General features: G+C 73.1%; 11 protein-coding genes. 1 reads left to right on the plus strand and 10 read right to left on the minus strand.

The features are described from left to right. Positions 1–26: 26 nt before the first annotated feature. The 10 genes from fabG to ACZ5DS_RS39720 all read right to left on the minus strand — a co-directional run bounded on the left by fabG (position 27) and on the right by ACZ5DS_RS39720 (position 11,238). Positions 27–788, minus strand: coding sequence for a 3-oxoacyl-ACP reductase FabG (gene fabG, locus ACZ5DS_RS39675; RefSeq protein WP_468248620.1), 762 nt, complete (start codon positions 786–788; stop codon positions 27–29). Continuing rightward, a complete protein-coding gene (sbnB, locus tag ACZ5DS_RS39680; protein ID WP_468248622.1) occupies positions 785–1,813 on the minus strand; it encodes a 2,3-diaminopropionate biosynthesis protein SbnB in 1,029 nt (342 codons plus the stop codon). The genes fabG and sbnB overlap by 4 nt, the downstream gene beginning before the upstream one ends. After that, positions 1,810–2,892, minus strand: a complete 1,083-nt coding sequence (gene sbnA / locus ACZ5DS_RS39685) for a 2,3-diaminopropionate biosynthesis protein SbnA (RefSeq protein WP_468248625.1) — start codon at positions 2,890–2,892, stop codon at positions 1,810–1,812. The genes sbnB and sbnA overlap by 4 nt, the downstream gene beginning before the upstream one ends. Continuing rightward, a complete protein-coding gene (locus tag ACZ5DS_RS39690) occupies positions 2,889–5,249 on the minus strand; it encodes a lantibiotic dehydratase (RefSeq protein ID WP_468248627.1) in 2,361 nt (786 codons plus the stop codon). Before ACZ5DS_RS39690 ends, sbnA begins: the two co-directional genes overlap by 4 nt. After that, complete coding sequence (locus tag ACZ5DS_RS39695) at positions 5,246–6,442, minus strand: aminotransferase-like domain-containing protein (RefSeq protein WP_468248629.1); 1,197 nt, start codon at positions 6,440–6,442, stop codon at positions 5,246–5,248. Before ACZ5DS_RS39695 ends, ACZ5DS_RS39690 begins: the two co-directional genes overlap by 4 nt. A 5-nt stretch (positions 6,443–6,447) precedes the next feature. After that, positions 6,448–6,726: an acyl carrier protein gene (locus ACZ5DS_RS39700; RefSeq protein ID WP_468248632.1), complete on the minus strand. Its 279-nt coding sequence runs from the start codon at positions 6,724–6,726 to the stop codon at positions 6,448–6,450. Further along, a complete protein-coding gene (locus tag ACZ5DS_RS39705; RefSeq protein WP_468248634.1) occupies positions 6,707–8,272 on the minus strand; it encodes a class I adenylate-forming enzyme family protein in 1,566 nt (521 codons plus the stop codon). The genes ACZ5DS_RS39700 and ACZ5DS_RS39705 overlap by 20 nt, the downstream gene beginning before the upstream one ends. Next, entirely contained in the window at positions 8,259–9,212 is a 954-nt protein-coding gene (locus ACZ5DS_RS39710; protein WP_468248635.1) for an ACP S-malonyltransferase, read from the minus strand. Before ACZ5DS_RS39710 ends, ACZ5DS_RS39705 begins: the two co-directional genes overlap by 14 nt. A 266-nt stretch (positions 9,213–9,478) precedes the next feature. After that, on the minus strand, positions 9,479–10,279 hold the full coding sequence (locus tag ACZ5DS_RS39715) for an ABC transporter permease (protein ID WP_468248637.1): 801 nt from the start codon (positions 10,277–10,279) through the stop codon (positions 9,479–9,481). Next, positions 10,276–11,238, minus strand: a complete 963-nt coding sequence (locus ACZ5DS_RS39720; protein ID WP_468248639.1) for an ABC transporter ATP-binding protein — start codon at positions 11,236–11,238, stop codon at positions 10,276–10,278. Before ACZ5DS_RS39720 ends, ACZ5DS_RS39715 begins: the two co-directional genes overlap by 4 nt. Before the next feature lie 294 nt (positions 11,239–11,532). Here ACZ5DS_RS39720 and iolC point away from each other — a divergent pair, with 294 nt between their 5' ends. Continuing rightward, positions 11,533–12,483: a 5-dehydro-2-deoxygluconokinase gene (iolC, locus tag ACZ5DS_RS39725; protein WP_468248641.1), complete on the plus strand. Its 951-nt coding sequence runs from the start codon at positions 11,533–11,535 to the stop codon at positions 12,481–12,483. Positions 12,484–12,490 lie beyond the last annotated feature (7 nt).

The following is a 12,490-nucleotide window of genomic DNA, read 5'->3' on the forward strand; positions in this document are numbered from 1 at the left end:
GACAGTCAGAAAGCTTGTGCTGAGGGCTAGTTGGGGATCATTCCGCCGTCGACCGTGAGCACCTTGCCGGTGATGTAGGAGGCGGCGGGGCTGGCCATGAAGGCGGTGGCCTGGGCCACCTCGGCCGGGGTGCCCATGCGGCCCATGGGGATGGCCTGCAGGGCCTCCTTCATCTGGGCGGGCGGCACCTTCTTGACCATGTCGGTGTCGATGAAGCCGGGCGCCACCACGTTGACCCGGATGCCGCGCGGGGCCACCTCGTACGACAGGGTCTTCGCCAGGGAGATCACGCCGCCCTTGCTGGCCGCGTAGTTGGCCTGGCCGGCCCGGCCCGCGATGCCGCTGGTGGAGGCGATGAAGACGATCGCGCCGCCGCTGGCGTACATCTGCTTGGTCGCCTCACGGGCGGTGAAGAAGGTGCCGGTGAGGTTGGTGCCGATGACCTCCTGCCACTTGGCGCCGCTCATGGCGGCCAGGTGGCCGTCGGCGGTCACGCCGGAGTTGAGGACGGCGACGTCCAGGGAGCGCCACGCCGTCTTCAGCTCCTTGAACATGGCGGCGACCTGGGTCTCGTCCGAGATGTCCGCCTGGAGCAGCAGCGCCTGCCGGCCCAGGGCACGGACCCGCTCGGCGACCTCCTCGGCCTTGGCGGCGTTGGAGCGGAAGTTGAGGGCGACATCGCAGCCGTGCTCGGCCAGGGCGATCGCGACCGCCGCGCCGATCCCGCGCGAGGCGCCGGTCACCAGGGCCTTGGTGCCCTCGGCGAACAGGGTTCCGGGCGTGCTCATGCCGCACCCCCCAGCATCGCCGCGGTCACCCGGTGGCTGCCCGGGTCGAAGCCCTCCGCCTCGGTGCCGAGGCCGGCAACGGTTGCGGCCTTGAGGACCGCCTGCGCGACCGCGAGGTCGAGGATGCCGAGGCCGAAGGGCGAGAAGACGATCGGGTCCTTCGAGGCCGGGGGCTCGGTGCAGCCCAGCACGGAGGCGATCTCGGCGTGCACGAACTCCCGGTGACCCACCTCCTGTTCGGCCTTGTGCAGGGAGGTCTGCTCGCGGATGGCGTGCTCGATGTCGTCGACGACGTTGTAGGCGTCGAGGACCGAGTTCGTGCTCAGGTCGCGCAGGGACAGGTGCAGGATCACCTGGCCGGCCGGCCGCTCGGGGTACTGGGCCAGGTCGAGCCAGTACGTCGAGTCGGTGGTCGCGATGCTCACGGTCGCGGCGGCGAGCGCGTCGCCGACGTCACCGGTGCGGAACGTGATGTCCGGGTACTCGGACTCCAGTTCGGCGGCGAAGACCTCGGCGCGGCCCGGGACGACGTCCTGGAGCACCACGGTCTCCAGGTCGGGGTGGGTGTGCGTCAGGAAGGCGAGGACCCGCTGGTTGATCGTGCCGCAGCCGATGAGGCCGGCCGTGCGCACCCGGCGGTCGCCGTGCAGGGCCCCGGCGGCCAGGGCGGCGCTCGCGGCGGTGCGGGAGGCGGAGATCTGGCTGCCCTCCAGCAGGGCCTTGGGGTAGCCGGTGGCCAGGTCGTTGAGGATCTGCACCGAGGAGGCCCGCTGCAGGCCCCGCTCGACGTTGGCCGGGAAGGACGAGATCCACTTGAGGCCCATCACCGGCTCCGGGCCGCCCAGGTAGGCGGGCAGGGAGATGATGCGGGAGCCGGCGGGCTGCGGCGGACGCAGGAAGCTGGAGAACGGCACCTGCGAGTGGCCCTGGCCGTGCAGCACGTAGGCGGTGCGCACCGCGTCGAGGACAGCGGGTTCGAGACCCGTCAGAGCGGCTTGGACGTCGTCCCGTCCGAGGACCTTCACGACTCGCTCCTTTCATGGTCGTCGGCCTGGTGTTCGGCCTGGTCGGTGTGGTGCGGGAGCGGGATGTCCTGGAAGGTGGTCTCGACCCAGGCGTCGGAGTAGATGGTGTCGAGGTAGCGGTCGCCGCCGTCCGGGAGCACGGCCACGCAGGTGACGCCCGCCTCCAGCCGGCCCGCTGCCCCCAGCAGTGCGGAGATCACGGCACCGGACGAGCCGCCGGCGAGGATGGACTCGTGGGCGAGCAGCTGCCGGCAGCCACGCACGCACTCCAGGTCGGTGACCTTGACGACCCGGTCGGCGAGCCCCGGCCGCAGCAGCGGCGGGACGACCGCCGCGCCGTGCCCGGGGATCGAGCGCCGGTGCCCGCGCTCCCACGGCTCCGGCGGCCCGAAGATGACGCTGTTGACCGCGTCCACCGCGACGACCCGGGTGGCCAGGCCGTTGTCCTGGATGTACTCGGCGCAGCCGCGCAGCGTGCCGGTGGTGCCCGCCGCGAGGAACAGGTAGTCGGGCCCGCCGGGCAGCGCCTCGCAGATCTCCTGCATGGTGTGGTGGTGCGCCCGGGCGTTGTACTCGTTGGCGTACTGGTTGGGCCAGTAGGCGTCCGGCACGGTCTCCAGCAGGGTGCGGACCCGGTTGATCCGCGACGGCAGGTACTCGCCGGTGGCCGGGTCGCGGTCGACGACCTCGACCTTCGCGCCGTACGCCCGCATGATGGCGGCGTTCTGCCGGGTGGTGCGCGGGTCGACCACGCAGATGAGGTCGAGCCGGTAGAAGTTGCAGAGCTGGGCGAGGGCGATGCCGAGGTTGCCCGAGGAGGACTCCACGACCGTGGACACCCCGGGGACGAGCTTGCCGGCCTTGATGGCGTGCTCGATCATCGACTTGGCGGCACGGTCCTTGATGCTGCCGCCCGGGTTGAAGCGCTCGCACTTGGCGTACACCTGGAACCGGCCCGGCGGGAACAGCCGGTCGAGGGCGACCAGCGGGGTGCCGCCGATCGTGGCGACGATGTCGGGATCCCGGGAGCGGGTGGCGCCGAGCGCCAGCGCCGCCCCGTCGGATGCGAGGACGGTCATGCCGGGACCTTTCTGCTGATCTGGAGCCGCAGTTCGCTGACGTAGCGCTCGCCGTCCGCGTCCGCCAGCCAGGAGGCGTCCGGTGCGGGCAGCGGCTCGCTGAGGGTCACGAGGGCCTCGGGGTCGAGGCGGCGCGCGGTGCGGACGAGGCCCGCGAAGGAGAGCACGAGGGTCGGGCTGGTGAAGTCCACGAGGGACGGCTTGGTCTCCTCGGGGAACTTGGCGAAGAGCAGGTCGGGCAGGGCGTTCTCGGCCACCCAGCGGCGTACGGCGAGGTAGTCGCGCTCGCGGTCGGCCTTGTCCGGCAGGGCGACGCCGGCGACGGGCAGCCGCCAGGTCTCCCGGAACAGGACCAGGTCGTCGAGGGTCACGCGCGGGGCGTGCACCCGGTCGAGCCCGATCTTGAAGGCGTCCGCGGCGATGATGGAGACCGGCACCGCGAGCAGTTCGGCCATGCTCCACTCGCGCCCGTCCGGGGTGGTCGCGGTGACCGTGCCGTCCGTCTCGGCGAGCGCGATCGACGCCGCCGGATCGACGCGGGTCCGGTCGTCGAACGGGGCGCGGGTGAAGCCGATCAGCCGGTCTCCGGCGCCGATCGGCGCGGGGACCATACGGCCGCTGTTGCGCTTCCACTCGACCGGCAGCAGCGGCACCAGGCGCGGGGCGTCGAGGGCCGCGTTGACCTTGTCCCGCAGCGAGCCGGCGTCGGTGCTCCAGTCGAGGAACGGCAGGTCCAACGTGGCCAGGCAGGCGTGCAGTTCGCCGAGGACGACGGTGTAGTCGCCGGCGGTGACGGCGTCCGCGGACGGGGCCGCCACCTGCAGGTCGGGGCTGTGCACGGCGAGGTGGGGCGAGCGCACCGGCCCGGTGGCGAACACCGCGCGGGCCCGCTCCTCGATGTCCGCGACCTCCAGCCGCACCGGGACGGAGCCCTCGGCCGCCGGGTCCAGGGCGAGCACCTCGCGCCACTTCCCGGCCAGTTCGCGGGTCGCGGTGTGCACGGGCGTGGCGTTGTCCCCCCAGAACAGGCCGAGCACCTGCGTCCACACGTCGGCGAGGGTCACCTCCGCGCGGCGGGCCGCGGCCTTGCGGACGAAGCCGGCGACCTCCGCCTCCACCAGCTCCGCCAGCCGGTTGCCGAACCAGTCGGCCGCGTCGGCGACCAGGGCCAGCGGACGGGCGATCGCGTCGAAGAAGTCCCGCCCCAGGTCCATCCGGCAGTCGCGGAGGGAGTCCTGGTAGCAGAGGGTGCGGCCGGCGTACGCCTTGCCCTCCTCGCGGGAGGCCGCCTGTCCGGTCGTACGGACGAAGAAGTCGTCGAGCCGGTCGAGTGCCCCGACCAGGTCCTCGGCGCTGCCGGCGCGGTCGATGTCCTCGCGCAGCCGGTCCAGTTCGGTGAGGACCGCGTCGCAGCGGACGAACAGCTCCGGGTCGCCGATGGCGGCCACCCGGCGCCGCAGGATCTCCTCGGCGCGCACGTCCACGGGGATGTTGGCGTCCCAGGTGAGCACCCGCTGCTTCAGCAGCCGGGTCAGGATCTTCTCCACCCGCTGCCGTGCGGTGGCCGGATCCCAGCCGGTGGCGTCCGCGATGGCCTCGCCGCCCCGGTCGCCGTCGGCCAGGGCCAGCACCTGGACGTCGTCCTCGCGCAGCCGCACCGTACGGCCGCCCTGCATGACCAGCCGGTCGCCGTCGAGGTGCACGTCGGGCCGGAGCATCGGCGGGAACCACCAGCGGGCGCCGGGCTGTGCGGCCATCCAGTCGGCCAGGGCGGCGATGGTCCAGCGCTCCAGGAAGGTCCGGCTCGCCGCGGTGAGCGCCGGGCCGTGCTCCACGTCGACCGCGCGCTGCCCGCGGGCCACGGACATCCAGGCCGCGGGGCCGAAGAAGCCGATCGTCTCCGCCTTGGCGCAGTAGCGCAGCCAGTACATCGCCAGGGTGCGCTCGCGCCGCCGGCGCTTGGACTCCGGGCCCCTGCCCGCCGCGATCGAGTCCAGCAGGTGGTACACCGTGCGGTTCTGCCAGGCGATGGCCCGCCGCACCCGGTCGTCGGCCGCGAGCCGGGCCAGCTGTTCCGACTCGGCCCGGGTGTCGGCCCGGTAGGCGGCCGCGAACCGCTCGTCGCCGGCGGCACCGGACTCGACGTGGGCCGCGGCCTCGGCGGCCCGCGGGCCGCCGAGCAGGTCGAGACCCGAGACGGGGAAGCCCGCGCTGCGCAGCAGCCCGACGCCCCACACCTGCCAGTCGCTGTCGCCCAGCCGGTACGCCGGGGCGAACGCCGACCAGTCGAAGGGCCGGTCGCCGCCCTGTTCGCGCACCGCCGGAGCGGCCGCGGGGGCGGTGATCGCGGTGGTCACAGCACCGCTCCTTCCGGGGTGCCGACCGGGGCCGACAGGGCCTGGGCCAGGCGGGAGACGCCCTCGGCGATCCGCTTCTTCGGCACGTTGCTGAAGCACAGCCGCAGTCCGTCGGCGTGCTCGCCGTCGATGCCGAAGTGGCTGCCGGGCACGAAGGAGACCCCGTGCTCCGCCGCGGCCTGGGCGAAGGCGGTGGTGTCCACGCCGTCGCGGTGGCGCAGCCAGATGTAGAAGCCGCCGTCCGGGCGCTGCCACTGCCAGGGCCCGTCGGTGCCGAGCTCGGCCTCCAGGGCGTCGGCCATGAGGCCGCAGCGCTCCCGGTAGCTCGTGCGGTAGGCGTCGATCAGGTCGGTCCAGCCGGACCGGTTGTGGAAGGCTGCGATCGCGGCCTGGGCGAGCGCGGACGGCGACAGCGCCATGACCTCGGTGGTACGGCGCAGCGTCGGCGCCAGTTCCGCGGGCGCGGCGATCCAGCCGCAGCGCAGGCCCGGTGCGAACACCTTGGAGAAGGTGCCGAGGTAGACCACGCGCTCCGGGTCGAGTGAGTGCAGGGCGGTGGTGGTCGTGCCGTCGAAGGAGAGCAGGCCGTAGGGGTTGTCCTCGATGACCAGCAGGTCCAACTCGCGGGCCGTGACGAGGAGTTCGTGGCGGCGGGCGACGGACAGCGTGGCGCCGGTCGGGTTCTGGAAGGTGGGGTTGCAGTACAGCAGCCGCACCGTGCGGCCGGCCGCACGCAGCTGCAGGACCGTCTCCCGCAGCCCGGCCGGGTCGAGGCCGTCGGCGTCCTCCGGCGCGGGGTGGAGGGCGAGGCCCGCGGTGCGGAAGGCCGCGGCGGCACCGGGGTAGGCGGGGGTCTGGCACAGGACGGTCTCGCCGGGGACGCCGATCCCGAGGCCCAGGGCCATCAGGCCCATCTGGGAACCGCTGGTCGGCACCAGCTGGTCGGCCGTGGCGGTGCTGTCCTCACGGGCCATCAGGTCGGTGATCGCCGGCACCAGGGCCTGGGCGACGTGCGGGGTCGTGTACTGGAAGGCGAGCCTGCCGCCGAGCTTGACGAGCCGGGACAGCTGCGCGGAGATCGTGTCGAGCGGGAGGACGTTCAGGTCGGGCAGGCCGCCCGCGAACGAGATGACGTCACCGCCGCGTTCGAACAGGCGCGGCATCTCCACCGCGGGTCGTATGTCGGTCCACATGGCGGTCAGCTCCCGGCTCTGGCCGGCAGGGCGGCGGCCAGCTGGTCGTGCACGGAGCGGAACAGCCCGGCGGAGGAGGTGAGCGCGGGGTCCCCGATGACCTCGGGGTCGATCTCGATCCCGTACTGCTCCTCGACCGCCATCACCAGGGCGATGGTGTGGAGCGAGTCCACGCCGAGGTCGACGAGCGGGGTCTCCGGGTCGGTGACCGTGACGGCGCAGATCCGCTCGACGAGCTGGTCGAACTGCGACTGGGTCGGCTGGTCAGACTGCGACTGGTTCATGGCTGGTCCTCGTCGGGGTCGTCGATGGCGTCGGGGTCGTCGGGGTCGTCGGTGCGGAAGGCGGTGGGGTGGTGGCGTCCTGGGCGCGGGCCTGCGCTGCGACCAGGCGGGCCGCGGCCGCGCGGTCCGGCTTGCCGTTCGCGGTCAGGGGCACCGTGTCGACGAGGGTGATCAGGTCGGGCCGCCGGGCCCGGTCGAGCCGCAGCGTCAGCTGGGCGCGGATCTCCTCGGCGGTGAGCGTGCTCTGCACCGCCAGGTGCAGCGGGCCGTCCTCGGGCTCGGGCCGCAGCGCCACCGCCGCGGTCACCCCGGGGATCCGCTCGGCGGCGTCCTCGATCTCGGTCAGGCCGAGCCGGATGCCGCGCCGCTTGATCATGTCGTCGTTGCGGCCGACGAAGTAGAGCCGGCCGTCCTCGTCCAGGTAGCCCTGGTCGCCGGTGCGCAGTTCGAGCGAGCCGTCGGCGCGCCGGACGTAGCGCTGCTGCTGCTCCAGCGGGATGCCCCAGTAGCCGGCCATCACGGTGGCGCCCCGGACGACGATCTCGCCCACGTGGCCGGGCTCGAGGGTGCGCCCGTCGTCGTCGGTGATCCGGACGTGGTCGCCGGGGATGGGCGGGCCCACCGAGTCCGGGTGGGCGGCGTACTCGGCCGGGTCCAGGATGGAGATGCGCTTGCACTCGGTCATGCCGTACATCGAGGCGAAGACCGACCCGGGGAAGGCCTCCAGCAGTTCCGCCATGACGGCCCGGCCCGGGCGGGCGCCGGTGTTGGTGAACAGACGGACCTTGGTGGGGCGGCGCAGCTTGCTCTGCAGCATGGTGAGGATCTGGGCGAGGGAGGGCACGAGCGGCACCACGGTCACGCCGTACTGCTCGATGACCTTCAACAGGCCGCGGTCCCCGGCGCGTTCGGCGAGCACGAGCGTGCCGCCGGTCAGGGCGCAGAACAGTGCCTGGTAGAGGCCGTAGTCGAAGGAGAGGGGCAGCCGGCACAGCACCACGTCGTCGGCGCGGTAGCCGAGGCGGGCGTTGACGGCGTCGACGGCGGCGAGCATCTGCCGGTGCGGGCAGACCACGCCCTTGGGGCGGCCGGTGGTGCCGGAGGTGTAGATCAGCATCGCGACGGCGTCGTCGGGGACGTCGGCCGCGAAGTCGTCGGCGGGGGACTGCCGGATCTCCTGCCAGGCCCGGGCCGGCTCGGCGGTGCGCCGGGCCCGCGCGCCCGCTCCCGGGGAGCAGATCGCCAGGGCGGCGGAGCAGTCGTCGATGATGTGCCCGAGCTGCATGTCCGTCAGGCCCGGGTGGACGGGGACGAAGACGGCGCCGATGCGCAGGGTGGCGTAGAAGAGGGCGAGGAAGGAGCGGTCGTTGCCGCCGGCGTGGACGACCCGCTCTCCGGCCCCGACGCCCTGGCCGCGCAGCCAGCCGGCGGCCCGGTCCACGGCCGCGCCGAGTTCGGCGTAGCTGAGGGGGCCTTCGGAGTCGATGACGGCCGGGTGGTCGCCGCGGTCGGTGCGGCTGCGGGCGAAGAGGTCAGACACCGGCATGGGCGGTTTCCCCCTTCCGGTCCGGGGCGGCCGGGGCGAGCCGGGCGTGCACCTTGCCGATGTCCCGGGCCGAGTTGACCGGGAGGACGGCGAGTTCGGGGTGCCGGCGCTTGAGGATGTTGGTGAGGGTCTTGGCGGGCGGCAGGGACACCGTCAGGCCGGGTGCCAGCCGGGCCAGGCTCAGCAGGCACAGGTCCCAGCGCACCGGCCGTACCAGCTGCTCGACGAGGCGGTCGCGGATCGCCTCGGGCGCGGTGAGCACTTCGCCGTCGGCGTTGGAGAGCAGCAGCCCGCGGGGCTGCCGGAAGGGGACGGCGGCGGCCGCGGCGGCGAACGTATGCCGCGCCGACTCCATGTACGGGGTGTGGAAGGCTCCGGCGACCTGCAGCGGTTTGACGGTCGCCGCGGGCGGCGGAGCGGCGGCCAGCCGTGCGAGGTCTTCGGCGAGTCCGGCGGCGACGATCTGGCCGGGGCCGTTGAACGTGGCCGCGGTCAGGCCGAGTTCGGCGAGGCGGGCGAGCACCGCCGCCTCCTCGCCGCCGACCACGGCCGCCATCGAGGTGGGTGCCTCGGCACAGGCGGCGGCCATGGCCCGGCCGCGGACCGCGGCGAGCCGTACGGCATCGGCGGGCGCGAGGACGCCGGCGTACGCGGTCGCGGTCAGCTCGCCGACGGAGTGGCCGGCCACGATCGCGTTCTGCTCGGCGGCCGGCGGGGCCAGTTCGGTGTGGGCCAGCAGTCCCTGGGCGACCAGCAGGGGCTGGGTGTTCTCGGTGCGGGCGATCTCCGCGGCCGAGGCCCGGGTGCCCAGGTGGACCAGGTCCACGTCGGCGGCCTCGGACCAGGCCCGTACGCGCTCGGCGTGCACCGGGTCGCGCAGCCAGCCGGCCAGCATGCCGGGGGTCTGGGACCCCTGGCCCGGCGCGATGATTGCGAACATGTGTTCTATCCCCCTTTCGTGGTGCGTACCCATCGCGCGGCGCGGGTCCTGTCGGTGCGATCAGGTCGCCGGGAGGCGGTCGGTACGAGTGGTGCGGGCGGCGGGCTCGAATCCGGGCCGGCCGGGCGGACGGGTGCGATGCGGCCGGTGCACTACGGCGGTTCGGCCGGGCGGATGCAGAGGCGCTACGGCGGTTCGGCCGGGCGGGGGCGCTGGGCAGGGTCGGTGGCGGCCGACCCTGCTGCGGGCGCCCGGCAGGCAGGGCTCTAGTTGCGGCCCGTGCTCTTGGCGAAGCGGCGGATCGCCATGAAGGAGAAGGCGGCGAACCAGGCGACGATGTTGATCACCGCGCCGCTCAGGCTGGAGTGCTCACCGCTGAAGGTGTAGCCCTCGGTGAGGGAGTAGCGGGCCAGCGTCGACACGCCGTACATCGGCGTGTACCGGGAGATCTCCAGCATGGTGCCGCTGAGCGGGATGAACAGGTTGCCGAGGAAGGCCAGCGCGGTCATCGTCAGACCCGGCATGTGCATCACGACCTCGGGCTTCAGGGCGAGCCCCAGGAAGATGCCGAGCGCGGCGAACACCGCGGCGCCGATCCAGGCGACGAGCAGGGACGTCACCCACACCGCGGAGTCGGCGTGCGCCCCGGTGACGGCACCGAGGACCCCGACGATGGCCACGGGCACGGCGGCCATCACGACCGAGCACAGCACCTTGACGAACAGGTATCCGGGCGGGGCCAGCGGGCTCAGCGCGATCGTGCGCATCCAGCCGGCCGACCGCTCGACGGAGATGGTGGCGGAGGCGCTGGTCGCGGCCATGGCGGCGCCGTACACCGCGAGGCCGATCATCATCCAGGCGGCGAAGTTCCCGTGCGGCAGCGTCCCGTGGGAGGGGGCGGTGCGGTACAGGGCGAGGTAGAGGACGGCCGGGAGCAGGAGCGTGAAGATGGTGGTCTGGCGGTTGAACCGCCGGCGCAGCTCGTAGCGGATGAAGGTGGGGTTGACGCCGCCGAAGGCCGAGGTGCGGGTGCGGGCGGGCGCGGCCGCCGCGGTCAGGGTGGTCATCGGGAGCCCTCCTGGGCGCTGCGGCCCTGGTTGGTGATGGCCATGAAGGCTTCTTCGAGGCTGCGCGGGGCGACCTCGATCTCGGTGGCCGACGTCTGGGTGACCAGCAGCCGCAGCAGGGCGTCGGAGTCGGTGGTGTCGAAGTAGTGCCTATCGCCCCGGGGCACACAGGAGCGGACGGTGTGGGAGGCCGCCACCGCCTGCGCGTCACGCGGGCTGATCAGGGCCGAGACGGTACGTCCGCTGGTGGCCGCGCGGATCGAGGAGGCGGAGCCGTCGGCGACGAGGCGGCCCCGGTCGATCATCACGACACGGTCGGCGAACTGGTCGGCCTCCTCCATGTAGTGGGTGGCGAACATGACCGTCATGCCGCGCTCGGCATCCTCGCGGACGGTGGCCCAGAACTCCCGGCGGGCGACCACGTCCATGCCCGCGGTCGGCTCGTCCAGCACCAGGAAGTCGGGGTTCGACAGCAGCGCCACGGCGAACCGCAGCCGCTGCTGCTCACCGCCGGAGCACTCGGCGACCCGCCGGTCGCGCAGCGCGGTCAGCCCGGCCCGGGCGATGACCTGCTCGACGTCGGCGGCGGGGTGCAGCGAGCCGAGCATGCGCACCGTCGCCTCGACGGTCAGGTCGGGCAGGAGCCCCCCGGACTGCAGGACCGCGGCGACCCGGCCGGTGCGCACCGCCTGCTGCGGGGTCTGGCCGAAGAGTTCCACGTGTCCGGAGTCGGGCCGGGTCAGTCCGAGCAGCATGTCGATGGTGGTCGTCTTGCCGGCGCCGTTCGGCCCGAGGAACGCCACGATCTCGCCGCGCCGGATGCGCAGATCCAGCCCGTTCACGGCGGTGAACTCCTCACCCTTGGCATTGGTGAAGCGCTTGACGACCGTGCTGAGCACGGCGGCATCCGGGGACGTCACCTCCCTCGCGGCCGGCCGGAGTTGGGTTTCGATCGTCATCAGAGTCCTCACCGTTTCCGTGGTGTGTTCTTGGCGAGAACCAATCTCCCGTGCCCCTCTATCGGCCCGAACCGAAGCCGCTACGGGGCCGCTATCCGCGGCCTATCGGCACCACGGGCGCCCCGCCCGTCCGGCTGAAAACCGACTCCGGCACGGAGGGGGGAAGTGATCTCAGGGAATCGTCCGAATGTCCGGACAAAACATTGACAGGGCTCGTGCGGGGCACTAGAAAACCGGGGAGAGCCGCGTGAGGGGCGCCGTGGAGGCGAACCGGACAGCGCAGAAGGGAAGCCGATGGCGTACGACCTGATCACCATGGGGCGGATCGGAGTGGACCTCTACCCGCTGCAGACCGGCGTCCCGCTCGCCCAGGTGTCGTCCTTCGGCAAGTTCCTCGGCGGGTCGGCGACGAACGTGGCGGTGGCCGCGGCCCGGCTCGGCCGGCGGACCGCCGTGATCACCCGCACCGGAGACGACCCGTTCGGCGCCTATCTGCACGAGGCCCTGCGCGGCTTCGGAGTCGACGACCGCTGGGTCACCCCGGTGGCCGGACTGCCGACCCCGGTCACCTTCTGCGAGGTCTTCCCGCCGGACGACTTCCCGCTCTACTTCTACCGGCAGCCCAAGGCGCCGGACCTGGAGATCGACGCCCACGACCTGGACCTGGACGCCATCCGCGAGGCGGGCATCTTCTGGGTCACCGGCACCGGCCTGAGCGAGGAGCCCAGCCGTACGGCGACCCTCGCGGCCCTCGCCCACCGGGCGAAGTCGGGTACGACGGTCTTCGACCTCGACTGGCGGCCCATGTTCTGGAAGGACCCGGACAGCGCCCGCCCCTTCTACGCGGAGGCCCTGCGCCACACCACGGTGGCCGTCGGCAACCTGGACGAGGTGGAGGTCGCCACCGGGGTGCGCGAACCCCACGCGGCGGCCCGCGCCCTGCTGGACGCCGGGGTGGAGCTCGCCGTGGTCAAGCAGGGGCCCAAGGGCGTCCTCGCCGTGCACAGCGCGGGCGAGTCCGCCGAGGTCCCGCCGCTCCCGGTGAACGTCCTCAACGGACTCGGCGCCGGGGACGCCTTCGGCGGCTCCCTCTGCCACGGCCTGCTGGCGGGCTGGGACCTGGAGACGGTCATGCGACACGCCAACGCGGCCGGCGCCATCGTCGCCTCCCGCCTGGAGTGCTCCTCCGCGATGCCCACCCCGGACGAGGTGGCCGCCGCACTGAAGGCCGGAGCGGTGCTGTGAGGGCGGG

It is taken from the genome of Streptomyces sp. NPDC031100, assembly GCF_055570785.1.

Excerpts from the sequence above, each read along its gene's own strand:
- ACZ5DS_RS39700 (WP_468248632.1), bottom strand. The coding sequence starts at position 6,726 with ATGAACCAGTCGCAGTCTGACCAGCCGACCCAGTCGCAGTTCGACCAG.
- ACZ5DS_RS39705 (WP_468248634.1), bottom strand. The coding sequence starts at position 8,272 with ATGCCGGTGTCTGACCTCTTCGCCCGCAGCCGCACCGACCGCGGCGAC.
- iolC (WP_468248641.1), top strand. The coding sequence starts at position 11,533 with ATGGCGTACGACCTGATCACCATGGGGCGGATCGGAGTGGACCTCTAC.
- sbnA (WP_468248625.1), bottom strand. The coding sequence starts at position 2,892 with ATGACCGTCCTCGCATCCGACGGGGCGGCGCTGGCGCTCGGCGCCACC.
- ACZ5DS_RS39715 (WP_468248637.1), bottom strand. The coding sequence starts at position 10,279 with ATGACCACCCTGACCGCGGCGGCCGCGCCCGCCCGCACCCGCACCTCG.
- ACZ5DS_RS39710 (WP_468248635.1), bottom strand. The coding sequence starts at position 9,212 with ATGTTCGCAATCATCGCGCCGGGCCAGGGGTCCCAGACCCCCGGCATG.
- ACZ5DS_RS39720 (WP_468248639.1), bottom strand. The coding sequence starts at position 11,238 with ATGACGATCGAAACCCAACTCCGGCCGGCCGCGAGGGAGGTGACGTCC.
- fabG (WP_468248620.1), bottom strand. The coding sequence starts at position 788 with ATGAGCACGCCCGGAACCCTGTTCGCCGAGGGCACCAAGGCCCTGGTG.
- ACZ5DS_RS39695 (WP_468248629.1), bottom strand. The coding sequence starts at position 6,442 with ATGTGGACCGACATACGACCCGCGGTGGAGATGCCGCGCCTGTTCGAA.